General features: G+C 40.1%; 19 protein-coding genes. 9 read left to right on the forward strand and 10 right to left on the reverse strand.

All coding sequences use genetic code 11. From position 1 onward, the window contains the following. Window positions 1–5: 5 nt before the first annotated feature. The gene (locus ACFOWS_RS08760; protein ID WP_379763594.1) at window positions 6–533 is read right to left on the reverse strand and encodes a hypothetical protein; all 528 of its coding nucleotides are present in this window, start codon (window positions 531–533) and stop codon (window positions 6–8) included. A gap of 146 nt (window positions 534–679) precedes the next feature. Between ACFOWS_RS08760 and ACFOWS_RS08765 the strand changes: the two genes are divergently transcribed. After that, window positions 680–1,711 carry a helix-turn-helix domain-containing protein gene (locus ACFOWS_RS08765; RefSeq protein ID WP_379763596.1) on the forward strand — a complete coding sequence of 344 codons (1,032 nt, stop codon included), beginning with the start codon at window positions 680–682 and terminating at the stop codon, window positions 1,709–1,711. Here the strand turns inward: ACFOWS_RS08765 and ACFOWS_RS08770 are convergent. Beyond that, window positions 1,682–3,892 carry a DUF5916 domain-containing protein gene (locus ACFOWS_RS08770; protein ID WP_379763598.1) on the reverse strand — a complete coding sequence of 737 codons (2,211 nt, stop codon included), beginning with the start codon at window positions 3,890–3,892 and terminating at the stop codon, window positions 1,682–1,684. The genes ACFOWS_RS08765 and ACFOWS_RS08770 overlap by 30 nt on opposite strands. 468 nt (window positions 3,893–4,360) lie before the next feature. Continuing rightward, the gene (locus tag ACFOWS_RS08775; protein ID WP_379763600.1) at window positions 4,361–4,588 is read right to left on the reverse strand and encodes a hypothetical protein; all 228 of its coding nucleotides are present in this window, start codon (window positions 4,586–4,588) and stop codon (window positions 4,361–4,363) included. Between the two features lie 200 nt (window positions 4,589–4,788). Here ACFOWS_RS08775 and ACFOWS_RS08780 point away from each other — a divergent pair, with 200 nt between their 5' ends. From ACFOWS_RS08780 to ACFOWS_RS08790, 3 genes are all read left to right on the forward strand, one after another. After that, window positions 4,789–4,992, forward strand: a complete 204-nt coding sequence (locus ACFOWS_RS08780) for a helix-turn-helix transcriptional regulator (RefSeq protein WP_379763602.1) — start codon at window positions 4,789–4,791, stop codon at window positions 4,990–4,992. A gap of 158 nt (window positions 4,993–5,150) precedes the next feature. Then, entirely contained in the window at window positions 5,151–5,630 is a 480-nt protein-coding gene (locus tag ACFOWS_RS08785; RefSeq protein ID WP_379763604.1) for a hypothetical protein, read from the forward strand. Between the two features lie 234 nt (window positions 5,631–5,864). Beyond that, window positions 5,865–6,866 (forward strand): hypothetical protein, encoded by a 1,002-nt coding sequence (locus ACFOWS_RS08790; protein WP_379763607.1) that lies wholly within the window; start codon window positions 5,865–5,867, stop codon window positions 6,864–6,866. A 655-nt stretch (window positions 6,867–7,521) separates the two neighbouring features. Here the strand turns inward: ACFOWS_RS08790 and ACFOWS_RS08795 are convergent. Further along, window positions 7,522–8,892 carry an aldehyde dehydrogenase gene (locus ACFOWS_RS08795; RefSeq protein ID WP_379763610.1) on the reverse strand — a complete coding sequence of 457 codons (1,371 nt, stop codon included), beginning with the start codon at window positions 8,890–8,892 and terminating at the stop codon, window positions 7,522–7,524. A gap of 120 nt (window positions 8,893–9,012) precedes the next feature. Beyond that, window positions 9,013–9,807 carry a hypothetical protein gene (locus ACFOWS_RS08800; protein WP_379763613.1) on the reverse strand — a complete coding sequence of 265 codons (795 nt, stop codon included), beginning with the start codon at window positions 9,805–9,807 and terminating at the stop codon, window positions 9,013–9,015. A 155-nt stretch (window positions 9,808–9,962) separates the two neighbouring features. On the opposite strand from ACFOWS_RS08800, the gene ACFOWS_RS08805 reads away from it, so the two are divergent. Beyond that, window positions 9,963–10,439 carry a hypothetical protein gene (locus ACFOWS_RS08805; protein ID WP_379763616.1) on the forward strand — a complete coding sequence of 159 codons (477 nt, stop codon included), beginning with the start codon at window positions 9,963–9,965 and terminating at the stop codon, window positions 10,437–10,439. 12 nt (window positions 10,440–10,451) lie between these two features. Here the strand turns inward: ACFOWS_RS08805 and ACFOWS_RS08810 are convergent, their stop codons facing one another. The 3 genes from ACFOWS_RS08810 to ACFOWS_RS08820 all read right to left on the reverse strand — a co-directional run bounded on the left by ACFOWS_RS08810 (window position 10,452) and on the right by ACFOWS_RS08820 (window position 14,871). Continuing rightward, window positions 10,452–11,093 carry a class I SAM-dependent methyltransferase gene (locus tag ACFOWS_RS08810; protein WP_379763618.1) on the reverse strand — a complete coding sequence of 214 codons (642 nt, stop codon included), beginning with the start codon at window positions 11,091–11,093 and terminating at the stop codon, window positions 10,452–10,454. A 6-nt stretch (window positions 11,094–11,099) separates the two neighbouring features. Further along, on the reverse strand, window positions 11,100–14,351 hold the full coding sequence (locus ACFOWS_RS08815) for a WD40/YVTN/BNR-like repeat-containing protein (protein ID WP_379763620.1): 3,252 nt from the start codon (window positions 14,349–14,351) through the stop codon (window positions 11,100–11,102). Window positions 14,352–14,451: 100 nt separating this feature from the next. Next, window positions 14,452–14,871, reverse strand: coding sequence for a DUF3052 domain-containing protein (locus ACFOWS_RS08820; protein WP_379763622.1), 420 nt, complete (start codon window positions 14,869–14,871; stop codon window positions 14,452–14,454). 134 nt (window positions 14,872–15,005) lie between these two features. Between ACFOWS_RS08820 and ACFOWS_RS08825 the strand changes: the two genes are divergently transcribed. From ACFOWS_RS08825 to ACFOWS_RS08840, 4 genes are all read left to right on the forward strand, one after another. Next, window positions 15,006–15,434, forward strand: a complete 429-nt coding sequence (locus ACFOWS_RS08825) for an SRPBCC family protein (RefSeq protein WP_379763624.1) — start codon at window positions 15,006–15,008, stop codon at window positions 15,432–15,434. Beyond that, complete coding sequence (locus ACFOWS_RS08830; protein ID WP_366589183.1) at window positions 15,424–15,750, forward strand: ArsR/SmtB family transcription factor; 327 nt, start codon at window positions 15,424–15,426, stop codon at window positions 15,748–15,750. Before ACFOWS_RS08825 ends, ACFOWS_RS08830 begins: the two co-directional genes overlap by 11 nt. A 142-nt stretch (window positions 15,751–15,892) precedes the next feature. Then, window positions 15,893–16,540: a GntR family transcriptional regulator gene (locus tag ACFOWS_RS08835; protein WP_379763626.1), complete on the forward strand. Its 648-nt coding sequence runs from the start codon at window positions 15,893–15,895 to the stop codon at window positions 16,538–16,540. A 28-nt stretch (window positions 16,541–16,568) separates the two neighbouring features. Next, entirely contained in the window at window positions 16,569–16,760 is a 192-nt protein-coding gene (locus tag ACFOWS_RS08840; protein WP_366589179.1) for a hypothetical protein, read from the forward strand. Here the strand turns inward: ACFOWS_RS08840 and ACFOWS_RS08845 are convergent. After that, window positions 16,722–17,804, reverse strand: coding sequence for an amidohydrolase family protein (locus ACFOWS_RS08845; protein ID WP_379763629.1), 1,083 nt, complete (start codon window positions 17,802–17,804; stop codon window positions 16,722–16,724). The genes ACFOWS_RS08840 and ACFOWS_RS08845 overlap by 39 nt on opposite strands. Window positions 17,805–17,811: 7 nt before the next feature. Then, on the reverse strand, window positions 17,812–18,402 hold the full coding sequence (locus ACFOWS_RS08850) for a nucleotidyltransferase family protein (RefSeq protein ID WP_379763631.1): 591 nt from the start codon (window positions 18,400–18,402) through the stop codon (window positions 17,812–17,814). Window positions 18,403–18,405 lie beyond the last annotated feature (3 nt).

The following is an 18,405-nucleotide window of genomic DNA, read 5'->3' on the forward strand; positions in this document are numbered from 1 at the left end:
ATAGGTCAGTTTTTAGGTAAATAAGCTTCCGGAATAGGGTTCTCCTCGGTTTCCTGGGCCCAGAAAATATTGATAACTCTCCATCTGCCACCTTCATTGAACAATTGAATACTGTTGATACCTCTCATAAAAGGTTCTTTGTCCGTTTTACTCTTAAAACATTGGTAAGTGCTGAACACGTGTGCGATATTTCCAAATACTTGAGTCTCTCTGTGAATTTCTTCTTCAAAAAAACCATTTTCCATCAACCAAGGCCCTGAATTTTCAACATAGTATTGGGGGGTAATGTAGCGCGCCCCGACCTTACCTTCGGGATTTGTTCCAGTGGGTACCAACTTTGCATCGGGATGGTAGATATAGCGCATTAGGTCCCAGTCCCGTTCTTCTCCCTTCTCTCCAGAAATTACAGCGTACAGCGTTTTAATAGTAGTGTCTATGTTCCGAGTCTTATCTTGATACTTGGTTTGGTTTTCCTGTGCTTTAATGGAGATAGCCATGACCATAATCAGGTTAGCGATGATCAGTCTTTTCATGTTTAAAAAGTCTTTTTAAGGTTTTAACAATTCTTTAGCTAACGCATTTGAGTAACATCTACTAATTTTCAAATGTAAACCCCTGAATAAGCTATTATCTCTTGTTTTCGAAATTCTAGAGACTTTTTATTATGAATATAATGCTAATGTTAGCCTTTTTCTCAGGAGTGTCCTTACCAGCCGGTTTCTTGGGAGCTGTTTATTTCTATCGAATCCGAAAAGAGGATACCTTAAAACTAAACCTGTTGGCTGCTCTATTTGTGGCCATGGCTTTAAGATGCTCCAAATCTTTTCTCTGTTTTACATTAGGTATGCCCACGGTGGGAATGGCCTTGGGCTATTTGGGATTAGCGAGTATTGGCCCGCTATTGTGTTTATACCTTAAGTATTCAGGAAAAGTATCAGTTCAATCCATTGAAGCAAGGGATTATTCACATTTCTTACCTTCCTTGATAGGCTTTATAAGCATTCTCCTTGTGGGTAGGGAAGTGGCCATTGAACTGTACTTTTTTACTACATATATACTATTGGCCTATGTCTTGTGGGGGTGGAGAAAGTTGTTTTTGGATAAAGACCACAATGCAGAATTATTGCGGAAATGGAACCTACTATTGCTAATATCCATCTCAGTATTATGTGGTATTTTTCTATTTCAATACCATACAGATTATTTGATTAATTATACAATTGGTTCGGCATTAGCAGCGGTGGCGTTTTATGGCCTGTTGTACTTTGCCCTTAATCATTCGGTGTTGTTTCCGGTCACCAAGAAAAGGAAGCGATTGGATCCCAAAGTGATTCAAAAGGTAAAGCACGCTATAGAAGGGGAGAAGGTGTATCGAAAACCATCATTAACCCTTGACCAGTTTTCAAAAGAGCTGGGTCATCCATCGTATCTTATTTCCTTAGCTGTAAAAACAGAGTTTAAAAAATCTTTTTCTGAGCTAATCAACCACAAACGTATTCAGGAAGTGCTCATAGAATTGTCCAAGCAAGACCAAGACTATGGCAAAATAGAAGGCTTGGCCTATTCAGTGGGATTCAATACACCTTCCGCATTTTATGCGGCCTTTAAAAAGTTAACGGGTACTACTCCCACTGAATATCAAAAAGCCCAACGTAAAAAATCACATATGCCAAACATGGTCCTAGAGCCCAAAGCGATAGGTGAGCTTTAGAATGATAGACCGGTTACTGAGGTCGAATCCATTTACATTATTGTTTTGGTTATAGACCAAAAAGATGTCGGAAAGGGGCGAATACCTCCATTGCAGTCTCGAGAAAACACTGAAGTTGTCGCTGAGCGTATTGTATTGTACGGTATTGCTGAGAAAAAGTTTGTTTGTAAAACTCAAGGCCCCATTAAATTTCACCAGATGAATGTCTACATTTCCATAATTATTGGGTAGGTCTATGTTATTGTAGTCATAGGATAGGTTAAAATTTCCCCAGTTACCAAAACGATAGTTGGCTGAGGCATATAATGTGCTAATGTTTCCATTGTAGAAAGAACCTATAGTACCCCCTGCGGTATAGGTAAATCGATTTCTGATATCTGAACTGAAATCTACGGACCCATTCCAATAATTATACTCCTGTACAGGAAGGTTATCGAATTCATCCCCCAAAAAATTTGTGGGAAACTGAAGGTCAATGTCCACATTGGTAGCGGTCAATACTAGCGTAGCTGTATTTCTGAAGAAAAGGTCATAGGCTACATTGTTTTGTCGTTCAAAGAGGCTGTGGTCATGATAATAGAAATGATGCCAAGTTCGTGCTCCGTGTTCAACGATTCCAGAACCCTCTTTTTCAGGAAAGAAACGGTACTTCATCCAAGGATTCACAAAAGAATATCCTTGCCGGATAACTTCTCCCGTATCTGCATTGTAGTTGAAGAGTCTTGGGGTAAAACCCACATCGGCTCGATAATGGTCATTAATATTATGAAGTACCCAACCAGTACCAAATCTTCTAGAGTTGTAACTGCCTTCTAGTCCAACAAAATGACCATTGGAGAAATCCTTGGCCGTGCTGCCATGATAACTCACGGTATTGTTGAAATGTCCTTTCTCTGAAATATAGGTGAACTCTGTTCCAAAATTCTGACTAAGGTCATCCATGGAAGTATCACCGGTGGTATTCTTGTTGATGAGCACTCCCTTGACAATGGAACGCTTTAGGACTTTATATTGAGCTGCCAGTACCGTATTATTCTCTGCAGCGATGTCGCCTGACTTTTTTGTTTGGACATTCATGACACCTAACCGAAAATTCGACCCAAGATTTCCAGTCACTTTGGCTCCAAATAGAATGGGGATGCTTTCACCATTTTTTAATCCAATTCGACGCGAAAAGAAGGGCCGAAAGTTATCCGTCCCAAAATTGGTGAAGATGTCGTTGTTTTCTAAAAAGAACTCCCTTCGCTCGGGCAAGGAAATATCAAAACGGGTGATGTTCACCACTTCTTGATCTACATCGGCATTGGAAAAATCGGGATTAATGGCCAAATCACCATACAACGATGTTGTTATGGGGACTTTTATATCGACCCCGACATCAAAATTCCCGTCAGTATGATAATCCTCCCCGACCTTTGTTTTGTATGTACTGGCAGTTGAAAACGGTTTCACAAATACCGAGTTACTCCTTACTTGTGGAACCTGGTTCCATACCAAGGTTCCCATATAGTTCACATCAATGGCGTTAAAGTTTATGGGAAACGGAGTCCAAGTGTAGTAGAAGTTCTCAATCTTATCACCTCGAATAAAATTGATTCCCCATTCCCTGTTGTTTTCATTATAACGTAGACTGCTAAAAGGAATGGCAAATTCGGCAATCCAATAGGTGTCGTAATTTTTTACAGAAGAAAACCAGCGCTCATCCCATGTCTCGGAATACAAGGTCTGAGAAGATTCTACACTTAGGCTTGCATCAATTTCAGCTCCCCCAGCATTCACCCCAAACATGACCCCGTTCTGTTTGGTATTGATGGGGTCAATAACGATGGTGAACGAATCACTGTTAAAATGCGCATTGTCCGAATCGCGCTGAAGGGATTGCACCACGCGGGAGCCTTCGTCATATATTTTTGCAAAGACGTAGAGTATTTGGTCGGTATAAGTGAGTTTGACTTCTGTTCGGTTTTTGGCCAATCCCTTATCGCTTGGGTTATGGTTGTAGAATTGGTCTATGGACTGATGAATGTTCCATTCTCCCTCACTTTCAATGCCATCCACTTTAATGTCAGCTTGAGATGAAACAATGTTATATTGATAGACACTACGGGTTGAAGCGGTTTCTTGTGCCAACATGGCGTGGGCCACCAAAAGAAAGGAGACAGAAAAAATTGATTTTCTCAAATGATTGCTATTTTAATTTGAAGCGCAATCTGGCATTTTAGAATGGCACACATGTACTGAATTTCTAATTCAGGAGACGAAAGTTAAATTGGAAGTGGTGCTCCTTTGAAATGGTGGAAGGGGTATTTGTAATAAAATAACCAATGCTCAACTCTTTCGTTGAACCACTATATACCCTATAAAAACGGGTCTGTCTATAACTAGGCAGGTTCTTTTGTGCGGTAACGTATTGTAAGGAACATGAAACTTGAAACGACACCTCCAAAGCAATTTTACATAGCGTCAAATTATGGTACTAACAATGAACCATAATGTTCTCGCGTTATGTAACTTGAGCTTTGGTAAAAGCGAAAGTTTGTTCAGCACTTCCTGAAAAATTTCTTCTCAAAACATCCTTTTAAATAATGTAATGGAACACTTATTTGTCGAGCCTTCGGAGTAGGGGAGGAAATGTGTGTGGAATGGGTTTTAGGCACAATTATTTTGCTCAACATGGATTTTCAAAACAGCTTCTTTTAATTCCATAAGCACATGGCAAACATTTTGGCGTTCCGTTTCTGAAAACGAATCGGTAGGTAAGTAATGAAACATATAAATGGCCTTATCCAACCATTGGGTAATGGAAAGTAAATCTCCCTCATGGCATTCTTCAAAGTAGGAAAGGAGAGGATGTAGGTCAATTACTTTTAAGCTCATTTTGGTATGATTCCACTAGTATTTTATATACTAATACAGGTAAAAACGATATAAATATAGGTTTTAATTATAAAAATAAAAACAAAATTCATTGTTTTTATATATATAAATATAGTTTTAAACGGTATTAATAATGTTTTTACTAATGTCTTAAAAAACACGGCATTGTCTCTAAACTTGATTATTTCTAGCTTTAGACTATGTCTGAGCGAATAAATAGAATAAAAGAAGTGCTTGTTATTAAAGGAATGAGCCAAAAAGAGTTGGCGGTTAAACTTGACCGAAATCCAAATACAATTACCTCAATTTGCAATAACAAATCCCAACCACATTTAAAGGATCTAAAGAAGATTGCTGAAATCCTTGATGTAGATATTCGGGAGCTTTTAGTTTCTACGAAATAAAAAGTTTTTGGTTATATGGTAGATAAGACAAGACCAAAAAAAGAACGGAAAATAAATTTAGCAGATTAATGACATCTCTTTTACGTTTGAGTATATCGGTGGTTTTATGTTTTTTAATCATAACACAAGTAGCATGTAAACCCTCGAAGTCGGAAACATTGCAACAATTGGCACTTTGTTTGGAAGCTCAAGATCAGGCAGCCAAAGTATATAATAAAAGAAATCCTTACTTAGATGTTTTTGTTAAGGAGGCAAGGGTTGATAAATATGGGAATAGCCTTGATAATGTTCATAAAATCAAAGAAGAAAGTAAATCTATTGCTGATTTCCAGAAGTTTTGGTTGGACAAACTAAATTCTACAAAAAATAGATTTAAAGATAAAGAACTGATTGACCGAACAATCGATTTTCTTATCGCTGGTCAAAATTTAGAAGAAGAGCTAAATCAATTCATGGTTTTATGGCAGGATTCCATTATCGATAATGAGGAAGAATCAGCAATTAAAGTAAATGAGGTTGCCAGAGAATTGAAAGTTAGGGAAAGTATTTTAAACACCACAAAATCTGAATTTTTTGAACGTTACAATGTTAGTCAAAATGAAGTTGATTCAATTCTTGAGGTAATTAGAGCTGACTAATTTTTATGTGTTGAAAGCATGGAAGGAAGAAAATGCGGGCGAGTAGGGGAGTGAATTTGTGGCTTGGCACAAAGAGCCATTGCCCTGGGCTTTGTGTGGGGGCGTGAAACGCCCAAGTAGCGAAGTTACAAGGCACAAAGGGCGCGCGGAAGCATATTTTCTTCTTGATTTTTTGTTTCTTTTTTATCAAGAAAAAAGAATAATAGATTACAAATAAACTCCAATAGAACAATTATGCCTGCTTACTATTACATTGAAAATTTAATAGACTTCGATGTCAATGAAGAATTAAAAATAGAAGATGGATTAGTTATAAAAGCTGCAAATCAGGAACAAATAGCCATATTGAAAAGCCTATTAATCAAGTTTGGCAAAGTACCTTTTGATTTTAATTTACATGAATATAAGGTAAAGAAAAGGCTAGAATCAGGTGGGGCAGAGGTGGAAATAAGAACTGATGCAGATTTCAGGTATTTTATTCTAGAGCATAGTGTTGGCAATCATTATAATTTATTCTACGCCAAAGCGCTCTTATTGATGGAAAAAGAATTTTTTGTTCCTTTTGGATTTGCTAAGGGGCCAAAAAATAGTGAAATAGGCTTATCAATAAAATATCCTTTCGAAGAATTAAGTGCATATACTTATTTTAATGACAGAAGCATAATAAACTTTGATGCAGAGTCAAGTCAATTCCATCCTAAAATTTGGGATTCTGGAAGAAGCTTCAATCAAGCTGATAAAAAAGAATTTTTAGAAAAATTGGACTTGCTAAGAACATTCGAAAATGTAAAGGACGATTTCCCGCATATTTCAAAAGCCGTAGATGATTATTTTAAAATAAGTGAAATCTCAAATAATTCAGTTTTCAAAGTAGTTAGTTATATCGCATGTCTTGAATTGTTATTGGTTGACGGTTCAATGGAAAAATTAAAGTCAATTAATTTACAGCTTCAGTCAAAATTAAATCTTATTAACAATAGATTAAAGGATCCAATAAATCTTGCGAAGTACATCAAGGGCCCAGATACATTGAATCTGGGAATTGTTATGGGAATAATCTACAATTATAGAAGTTCCATAGCTCATGGAGATTTCATTGACTTTGAAAAAAAGCTAAAAGTTTTGGAGAAAGTGGCAATTATTGACATTTTGAGGTTTTTGAGAATTGTATTAAGGAAAGTGATTCTATTTTCTATAGAAGAACCTGAATTGATAAGGGACTTAAAAAGATGTTGATAATACTGTTTTCTATTTGACATAATATTTATTGGGGCTCAAGTAAAATTTCAATTGGGGGAGCATTTGAGCAAGTGCTTAGAAATTTATGCACTAGCAAAATTTTAAGCTTTTGCGACAAGCTGACGAGATTTTACTGAAATTTTTCTTCTCCAAATTTTCAATTAAACCAAAGGTTTCAACAAATACGAAAAGCTGAGCTTTTAATGGCGCTGGCCAAGTGGCTGAGAATTGCGTATAAAAATAAATGCTTGGGCATTTACTTTTTATGAAAGCAATGTGCTGTTGGCCGAGCGGCTATTTTACATAGCGACAAATTATGGTACAAATGCGTAGCATTCACGAACACCCGTAAAATAAAATTGGCGTGAGTAAATGCAAAGATGCAGCGTAGCTGACCGATTAGGAAAATATTCATGACCCCGTTGCAAATTTCAATAAATAACGCTCACATGAGGGATATTTTACATAATGGAGAATTATAGCTACGGATGGCAAAACCCATAAAATACAACATGACGACATTTGTACTATAATTTACATTATGTAAAATAGAATAAATAGAAACCATGAAACCCCTGTTGTTCCTTGACCTTATCACCCACTTAATTTCCAGAAAATATATAAGTCTTGGAATTTGACCAAAATCAATTCATCAGAATAAATATTTAAATCGCTTTACCCAACGTATGGGAAGCGTATACGGCGGGTAACGCATGGGAATATCAAGCCAATTGGCACGTTTCACCATGGATTTTTTATGAGAAAATAGCTCAAACGAATGTTTCCCGTGGTAGCCCCCAATTCCCGATGCGCCAACTCCGCCAAAAGGTAATCGTTTATTGCTGATGTGAACAACGGTATCATTAATGGTTCCCCCGCCAAATGAATATTGAGAGAGCAATCTTTTTTGAAACCTTTTGTTGGTTGAAAACAGGTAAAATGCCAGCGGTTTTCCATAGTTTGAAATGTACCGATGCAAATCTTGCTCCGTTTCATAGGAAATAATGGGCAAAATGGGTCCAAATATCTCCCCTTCCATTAGCTTGCTATTGAGGTTGGGCTCGTCTACCAAAGTAGGTTCCACATAGCTTTCAGAATCATTGCAGGTTCCCCCAAAAAGCAGGGTTTGCCCTTGAAGCATAGCTTTTAGTTCTTTATAATGCTTTTCAGTGGTAATTCGGGCAAAATCAGGGGATTTTTGAATATCAGGTCCATAAAACGAAGTGATTTGACCTTTAAGGGCTTCCACCAGCTCCTTTTTCTTGGAGGTATGCACCAAAATGTAATCTGGTGCAAGACAAGTTTGTCCAGCATTGATGAATTTACCCCACACAATGCGCTTGGCGGCCAATTTTAGGGAGGCTGTTTCATCCACCACGCAGGGATTTTTACCCCCTAACTCCAAGGTGACGGGCGTTAAATGTTCAGCAGCACTTTTGTACACAATTTTACCAACTTGGGTGCTTCCGGTAAAGAAAATATATTCCCATTTTTCAGCCAATAAGGCTTGGGAGACGTCCACCCCTCCTTCCACTACGGTGACGTATTCGGGTGGAAATACCTTTTTGATGATTTCGGCTATGATTCCAGATGTGTTGGGACTCAACTCCGACGGTTTAATAACAACCGTGTTTCCTGCGGCCAAGGCCCCCACAACTGGTGCCAAGGTCAGCATGAACGGATAATTCCATGGAGAAATAATCAGAACTTTACCGAACGGTTCATACTGAATCCAGTCTTTGGATGGAAAATTGGTCCATGACGACTCAATAGGTTCGGGTCTACTCCATCGCTCTATGTTTTTAAGCGCATGACTTAACTCCGCAAGCACCAATTGGGTTTCCGTGGCCAGGGATTCAAACGTTGGCTTTTTAAAATCAGCATAAAGCGCATCACAAATGGCATCTTCCTGTGCTTCAATTTCCTGTTTCAACCGCTTTAGGTGTTGTTTTCTGTAAGCGACATCTTTGGTTTGGTGGGTTGAAAAAAAAGCATTTTGGGCATTTACGATATCCTGTATCATGGTCAAGTTCAAATCATTTTCATAAATATAATCAAACCCCAATTAGGTTGGGCTGAAAACCGTGAAACAAAAAAAGCACCGACTCTCGCCGATGCTTTCTGTTATAGTTTATTGAGAAAACTACAGTGTAATTTCCTCGGATGCTCCATTAGGATAAATCAAGGTAGCAGTGTCATCGCATTCGCCATCACCAAAGTCCACCACAATGTCTAGACCGTTTTTAGTAACGATCATGCTGCCAGAAGTAATGTTTTCGCAGGTAAGGCTGCCCTCAAGGGTATCTGTAATCGCAACGGCATAGGTTTGGCCATCAGCGGTTACGGTCCACTCTCCAGCAAGACTGAAAGAACCACTTTGCAACTCTTCATCAAAAGCAAAACCAAAGGTTTTTGTGCCAGATTCTGAAATAACGCTTTCGTCTTCGAACTCAACACTCATGTTACTGGTTACCGTAAACGAAAAGGAATTTGCTTCCATATTTCCGTTCATTTCAAAACTCCGGGTTCCATTTATTTTAAGGGTGCCTACGTAAAAATCAGTATAAGTGGCGGTAAAAGAGGCTGACTGCTCCCCTACTTCATACGTTACGGTAACTGTACCGTTAACATTGTCCGTTCCATTCAATACACAATTATTGAATGTGGCCACAAATCCAGTTTCGGTATATTCAGCAACGTAGCAATCGTTGGTTTTGGCTGAAGAACCGGATTTTGCCGCAGCATCATCCGCAAACAGTTCAGCTAAGGCGTTATCCGCAACGCTGGAGATGTCATCCGTCTCCATAATGGTCCTCAATTCTGTCCCGGTCAATTCTTGATCGGCATTTGGTTTATTGTCCTCGCTACAAGATTGCGCCAAAAATAAAGAAGCACTTAGTAGGGCTATTGTGTAGATTTTTTTTGTAAGTCCGTTCATTTTACTTTAGTTAAGGGTTACGCTGCACTAACGAAAAGCAGTGTTTTTTAGTGTTCCCACCCCTTTTTTATCGATAAAATGCGGTTCTATTTGAAATAATAAGCCCCGAAATGTGTTATTTTACAACAGAAATACTTGAACTAAAAAATTGAGCTATGAAAAAAATTGAAGTAATCCTCCCCTTCCTCTTTGTAACTTTTTTGATGCTATCCTGCGGCAGTGATGATAGCGGTGGTGAAGTGGCTGCTGATTTACAGGTGATTGGGATTTGGGATTTGTCTGAAGTAAATATTAGTTCAGCACAAGATGTAAACATGGACGGTACATCGTCAACCAATTTGATGAATGAATTGGATTGCATTTCTGGGACCATTTTGATTGATGGGGATAATGTGTGGACTTTTGAGCAGACGGGAATTTCCATAACAACCATTACGGGTGGGCAGTACTTTGCGCAATGTTCTGTGAATGATGTTACAGGTACCGGTGCTTGGACTGCAAACGGAAACCAAATCACCTTCCAAGGTAGCACTACCCTGGGTACTCTTACTTTAAGCGGGGACCGACTCACCAACCTCATTGATGATGACTTGCCCGGAATTAGAAGCTACGTTTATGTAAAGCGGGAATAATTATTCTGAGGTCTATTTTTTGGCCAGGATTACCCACATTTGTTTATTGGTTTCGCGTTCCCAATCTCCATGATCCTCAATTTCGGAAACAATGGTAAAGCCTGCTTGTTTCAATTCTTCGCGCACATACTTTGGACCCAATGAATGTGAAGATACTTGTTCTTTCCTTGATTTTCCCCGAACCCAATCCTTGAGTTTTTCCATAATCATGATTTGTCCACCCGGTTTCAACGCTTTTTTTACATGTTGAAGGATTTCCTTGTGGGCATCAATCTCATGGTACGTGTCAAAAATAAAAACGGCATCCAGTTCGCCTTCGGGCAGTTTAGGGTTATCCGTATCCCCTAAAATAGTGATGATGTTTCCAAGCTTTCTGTCATGCGCATTGGCGCGAAGCTTTTGGAGCCGGTCTTCTCTAATATCAACGGCATAAACCCTTCCCGTCTCCATAACTTTCTGGGCCAAATGGATGCTCAAATAGCCTTCATGACAGCCAATATCGGCCACCTTGTCCCCCACCCCCACTGTGGTCATGGAAAGCAACGAGTCCGTTTTCATCCATAGGTCCCGTTCCTCCCAATCCGATTCGGTGTATTGGGCCTGAAGCCCAGCAGCACAAACGAATAGCATCAAGAAGGAACGGATGGATGTCATATGACCTTAATCTTCAATAAGTCCTTGGCTTTCAATCCAGGGGGCTCCTGCAGTTTTCAACTCAGACTCCAATCCTGGTAAGGTCCTGTTGACCATTGTGGACAACTCCTTTTTAATATTCTGCAATTGGTTGTTTGCTCTGTCCAAGGCTGCCTTTTGATTTCCTGTGGGACCATAGGTGTTGATGAGTGCAACAGTTCCAATGAATACGCCATCGCCGGGCAATGGAGGGTTACGCTCCCCGATTTCATTTTTGGCGGGATTCCCTTGCATCTTAATGTTCAAGGCCGATAATTGTGATTTTGCATCAAATATTTTGTCGGAAAGTGCTTTGCTAGGTCGTTCAGCTTGATCCAACGCTCTTTTCATGGCATCAACTTTCTGAAGGCTCTTTTGCAAAACAGTGGTTGTGGCCGTAAGGTCTTGTTGGAAATCTTGGAACTTCTCCCGGAAAGCATCGATTTCAGTGACTGGTTTGGCAGGGAGTGCACCTTCACCGAGTGGTTTTACCTCAAAGTTTTGCGCACTGGAAAGTTGTTGCAATTCACCATTTGTCCTTTGGTATAGTTCCACGGAATACGTTCCCGGAGTGGCTCGGTATGGCGAGGGCAAAAATTCATCATCTCCTTCGCCTGTTAGAGCCTCCAGCCGTACACCATTGCGTTCAGCATAAGATAAATCCCAAGCTACGCGGTTGAACCCTTTTTTGTTGGTTCCCTCAACGGTATTGACCACTTCGCCATCACTGTTCTTTACCATAAGAAGTAGAGCTGGCTCTTCTTGTAGATTTTCCTCTTTTAAATTATCCCACCCAGGGAAAGGAATATTCGCCTTTTGCTTGGTGAGCTCCTTCTCTTTTTCGGTCCTAACGTCCTTTGCGGATTTTAATTTTTCGGGCAAATAATACGTGAATGTAGCACCATACGGGGGATTCTTGGCGGCAAATTGGGAATGCCCCTGCCCATAAACAGCATCTCGTTCTATATACCAATAGGCAGGTTGTACCTTAAATAGCGTTGGTTCTTTTGTGGATGCATCAAAGTCACGCAGCGGGGATATATCATCCAAAATATAAATCCCGCGGCCAAAGGAACCCCCTACCAAGTCGTCCTCTCTTCTTTGTATGGTAACATCCCTAAAGGAGATGGTGGGTACTCCCCCATCCAATTTTGTCCAAGTATTCCCTGCATTATTGGTAAAGTAGATACCAAATTCCGTTGCAGCAAAAAGCATATCTTTCTTTTTATGGTCTTGAACAATACGCCATGTGATCAATCGCTTGGGTAAATTACCGTTTATAAATGTCCATGTGTTTCCCTTGTCGGTACTCTTGAGCAAATAGGGTTTTAAATCACCTTCTTTATGGTTGTCCAAAACCAAATAGACCGTATTGGCGTCATGAAGGTCAGCTCTAACATCATTTACAAAAGCCCTGCTTGGAACGCCTTTAATTGTACCAAGCATGATTTTTCGCCATGTGTTGCCTCCATCATCAGTAACTTGAAGAATACCATCATCGGTTCCTGCATAAATAAGACCTTCTTGCAAAGGAGACTCGGCTAAAGAGGTGATAGTGTTGTAATTAGACATGGCCCCTACATCCCAAGGATTGTCCCAACTCTGTTGCCCACCCATAATGGGCAGGTTAAATCGTTCTTCTTTTCGGGTAAGGTCTGATGAAATTGGGGTCCAGTCGTCACCTCTATTTTCTGATTTCCAAACACGATAGGATGCAAAATAAAGACGCTCAGGTTTGTGCGGACTCACCAAAATGGGCGCATCCCAATTAAAGCGTTCATGTGGTTCATCAGCACGTGGTTGCGGTTGAACAAAAACAATTTCTCCCGTAGTTTGGTCAATGCGCCACAACCATCCTTCTTGAAATTCACCATAGGTGATATCTGGATTTCCAGGTTCCGTTGCCGATTGATGGCCGTCTGCACCTAAAGTTATCCACCAATCTGAATTTAATATACCAACCTGACTCTTGGTCTGGGATGGACCGCCATGTGACCCATTGTCTTGTGTACCGCCGTAAATATTATAAAAGGGAGAGGAATCATCAACAGCAATTTTATAATATTGGGTAACAGGTAGATTATCAAAAAAGCGCCATGTTTGGGTATGGTCATACGATTCATAAAGCCCTCCATCGGTTCCAAAAAGCACATAGTCAGGGTCCGTTTTTTTAAAAGCCATAGCATGGCTATCCACGTGTTTCTTATCTTCATTCATTTGGGTGAATGTTTTTCCGTGGTCATTGGAAATCAACACAATATAACTCATTAAATAAAGTCTTCCTTCATGGTGGGGAGATGCATAAAGTTCCTGATAATAATGCGGTCCCGTCCCTCCAGATACCGCATCGGATTGTTTGCTCCAAGAAGCGCCACCATTTTCAGAGATATATACCCCACCTTTCTTGCGGTCCAATTCTATGGCAGCGTAAACCGTTTCAGAATCAAATGGGGAGATGGCCAATCCAATCTTGCCTAGATTGGAAGTTGGGATTCCATTGGTCAACTCGGTCCAAGTTTCTCCGCCATCAGTACTCTTGTGTATTCCAGACCCAGGCCCTCCTCCCATATAGGAAGCAACTGTTCTATGGCGGTCCCATGTGGCAGCATACAGGATATCGGGATTGGTTGAATCCATTTCGATATCTGTAACTCCGGTCCATTCGCTGTTGCCAAGCGTTCTGTTCCAGGTTTTTCCGCCATCTGTTGTCTTGTATAGTCCGCGTTCGCCACCTTTACTCCATAAAGGTCCTTGTGCCGCTACCCAGACAACATTAGAATTTTCTGGATGTACGATGATTTTGGAAATGTGTTCCGAGGTTTTTAGCCCCATGTTTTCCCATGTTTTCCCTTCATCATGGCTTACGTAGACGCCATCACCAAAACCAACATGTCTGCCCCCTACATTTTCTCCGGTCCCTACCCAGATAGTATTGGTATTGTTGGGGTCGATGGTTACACACCCAATGGAATAACTGGTTTGGTCATCAAAAATTGGATTCCAAGTGACCCCCGCGTTGGTGGTTTTCCAAACGCCACCTGAACCTACGGCAACGTACCACGTATTTTCGTTGTCGGGATGTATGGCTATATCCGCAATACGTCCAGAGGTAAGTGCAGGTCCAAGGCTTCTGAATTCCAAATCGGAAAACGGCGAGGGATCAGGCTTTTGGGCGAACAATGAAAATGAAAAAATAACGGAAAGAATGAGTGCAGAACAGAATTTGTAACAGTGTCCCATATATAACAGTTTAAGTTGAATTAGTGTCGTAATATAACCAAAACCCGAGCGTTATTCCCTAAATAAATGTGAAAAGATGCCAATGCCTTTAAATTGGAATTCAGTGCCTGTCTTTTAGTCTGTAAACAAATTTAAGTCCGCTCCAATCTTCATTAATGGCTGCTACTTTGATGTCCACCAACCCAATTGATAACAAGTGCTCACGAACAGGTTCGCGTTTTAAATCGGTTTTAATTTTTGATGTTCCCTTGGGCCAACTAACCCAAAAAATACCGTTTTGGTTTAAAACTTTTTTATGGGGTGTGGCAACGTTAATCAGCTCTTCCAAGGTGGTGCAGAAAATATGTATGAAATCCAACTTGTTTTCCCCTAGCTTTTTGTGAACATTCAAATTAATGGGGAGATCCGAAAATAAATCCCAGTAGTGCTCCGGAGGATTATATAATGCCATGGAAAAGCCCTCTTTTATGCCCAGCTTTTTGGCCAAAGGTGTTTCTGAGTATCCTGACCCTGATTTCAATACGTTGATTTTCTTGGTGCTAACTAAAATATGCAAAGATTTTAGGATAAAATGCAACCAAAAAGTTGCTTAATGGGATTATTTGTTTAAATTAGCAACCAAATAGTTGCGTATTAATTATTAAATTGAAGATTATGAAAGATGTAATTAAAAAAGAACACGTATTTCAACATCCTATTGGTAAAGTTTGGGATGCTATTTCCAAAGCAGAAGAAATTTCCAATTGGTTCATTAAAGCTGATTTTAAGGCTGAAAAGGGGTACAAATATACTTTTACGGCCAGTGAAGAGCATGGATGTACCCAGATTACAGGAGAAGTAAAAAGCGCCGACCCCTATACCTTGGTATACACTTGGATTGTGCAGAACACCAACACGGAAACTACGGTAAAATGGGATTTAATGGAAACTCCTGATGGTACTAAACTGTATTTGGAGCACTCTGGAATCTCCAAGTACCCAGGAGATTCGGCTGTTTCATTTTTCAGTAATTTTGACCAAGGGTGGGATAATTGTATCAACGAACTCACTTCATTTTTATCAAAAAAAGTCCATGCAGGATAACATCACAAAAATACTGAAAGCCATTGCTGACCCTAAAAGGCGTGAAATTTTTCACGCCTTGATTATTGCTTCCTCTGCCCTATCCATTACACAGATATCTGGTCAATTTGAAATCAGCCGACAAGGGGTGACAAAACATATTAAAACTCTTGAGGAGGCCGGTTTAGTGGAAATTTTGTCTAAGGGTCGGGAGCGATTTTGCATCGCAGATGCAAAACCTTTAAAGCAAATTACGGACTGGGTGAAGTTCTACGAACAGTTTTGGGATACGGCTTTAGGCAATTTGGATTCATTCTTGGATAAAAATACCGATTAATTAACCCTAGGTATTATTTTGGTTCTATTAAGGGATATACTGGAGCCTATTTTCCCTAAATCACTCCTTATTACTCAATTTATTCAACACTAAGCCCGCAGTTTAACCGTTGTAAATCGTATACGATTTGTACATTTGTGTTATGAGCCAGACTACTATCCTTCGAGACAGGGTAAAAGATCATTTGCTGGGCCAGATAGAAAATGGAGAGCTTGTTATTGGGAAAACGATTAATCTCGCAGCCCTATCTCGAACTATTGGCATCAGTGTCACCCCTATTCGTGAGGCCTTGAGTCAGTTGGAGCAGGCACGTGTGATCAAAGCGATTCCTAACAGGGGTTTTGTGGTGACTGATCTGACCATAATTGAAGCCAAGAACCTTTATGAGACGATAGCACAACTGGAGGTGATGGCACTGGAGGCTTCCACATTTGAACCTGGTGATATTGAGGCACTACGAAATAAAACGGAGCAACTTCAGGAGGAAAAAAGTCTAAACAATCGGTTTGAATTCCATCGATTGCTAATAAAGAACTGCACCAACTCGGTTTTGCTCCAAACTTTGGAAAGCCTTAAGGTTAGATTGCGATTTTATGAGCAAGCCCATGCCACGGATTCCATCTTTTTTGAAACGGCCAACCGACAGAATAGATCCATAGTACAGGCTATTGCCCAGGACAATATTCCCACTGCCGCTTTAATACTAAAAATGAATTGGATGGCGGTTTTGGAGCATGTTCAGCTAAAAATTAATGGGCAAACGGTTGAGAATCAAAATAAATCGAACTAGATTTCGTTTTTAGTAAAAAGATTTTCCTATGCAATTTTTAAATAAGGAAATTGAGGCCAAGATCAAACGGAAAAAATCAGCATCCCTGATCAAAAAGCAAATCTCCTGTGGTATTTTTCAGGATTTGGAGACTGCGGAAATGGATTTTAAAAGGCCGCAGCCCCAGAAACAATCTGTAGGCTTACTCGGGAAACAAGGACTTGTCCAACCCCGGGATTAAGTTCAAGGCATTTTTGTAATACACCTTCTTTAGCACTTCGTCTGGAAGGTCCAATCCATACATAGCCCAGAACGCATGGTATTTTTTGTAGTACGGGAAATACTCATCAGCGGTTTCCAACACTCTAAAATACGTGGGGAATTCTTCAGGTTTCCAGCTATCTTTTCCAAATACAATCCGATCTTGGTATTTTATAAAAAATTCTTTGGCTCTTTTGGGTTGTCGTCCTAATTCTGCTATTACCGCAGCTATGCCCACGTTCATATTGGGAATTTCATCCATCAACTCCCCTAGCCTATCCAAATCATTGGCATACCACCCCATATGAGCATTGATAAACTTGGTTTTTGGATGTTTTTTGAACATACGATGTTGTTCATCAATGATTTGTTGCCAAGGTGCCGGGTCGGTGGCAGAACGTTTTCTTCTTGGGTGCGTTTTCAATTCCAACCAACGCTCGTTGCTGCTGTCCATAGGGTCCCAAAACGACTTTGGGTCGGCAGAATGAATCAGGACTGGAATGCCAAGCTCAGCACATTTGGCCCAAATGGGATCGAGTCTTGGGTCATCCACTGGTATTCGGTTGCCATTTACATCATTGTTCCGCAATCCTAAACTCTTATATACTTTTAGTCCCTTCGCTCCATTTTTTACATCCTCTTCCAGCTGTGCTGCAGCTTGCTTTCCCCAATTGGGGTTCCCAACCCCACTGAAGTCCACATTGGCGAAAATGGCAAATCTATTGGGGTAATGCTCGTTTACGTTCTTTAGTTTAGCCACAAGATCTTCCCCTGAACCGCCACTCAAGTTTACCATAATTCCCTCATTGAGTTGGTTCATATCTTTGATTAATTCAGATAGATCTTGATTGGCCATCCGAAATTGATGACTGTGTACATCAATAAACTTAAATTTGGCCCTATCAACTGGATGTTCGGCCACCACCAATGTGGATGTGGGATTGTATTCTTCGAAGCCCATTTCTTGGGCAAAAATGAACGAAAAACTAAGAATTAAGATTAAAGTAAAAATATAAGTTTTCATTATTAACTTATTTGTTATTAATGTATTGAGTGTACTCTTTCTTTGTGTCGATATCAATTTCCTTTCCTTTTGGGAACACGGTGATGGTATCCGTTTTATTTTTTTCAATAATGTGTTTTGCTCCAACATCCTCGTGTAATTTCGCAAGCTGTGGAAGTAAAGAATTATCAAAAATTGCAGGTACTCCCAATTTATTGCCATAAGAAGTTGCCACAATTTTACAGGGTTTGTTTTCAAAATCTGATTTGATTTCTTGTAAATAGGTAGCATCCAACAAAGGTTGGTCTGCCAGCATAACAAGTACCCCTGTAGGTTTTTCGTTTGAATTTTGGAGATGCTCTATTCCTACGGAAATGGAACTACCCATCCCGTTTTCCCAATGAGGGTTATAAATAATTTCCACATCATCTGGAATCACTTTCTCGATTTCATCGGCATAAGCGCCCAAAACCACAAAAATTAATTCTGACAATTGCTTGGCTTGCTCAATGGCATGACCTAAAAGTGTAGTGTTTTGCCAAGGCAACAGCTGTTTAGGTCCGCCCTCCATTCGTGTGGAAGCACCGGCGGCCAATATGAGAACAGCAATGGATTTCATGGG

Source organism: Flagellimonas marina (assembly GCF_042651185.1).
Classification (GTDB): Bacteria; Bacteroidota; Bacteroidia; order Flavobacteriales; family Flavobacteriaceae; genus Flagellimonas; species Flagellimonas marina.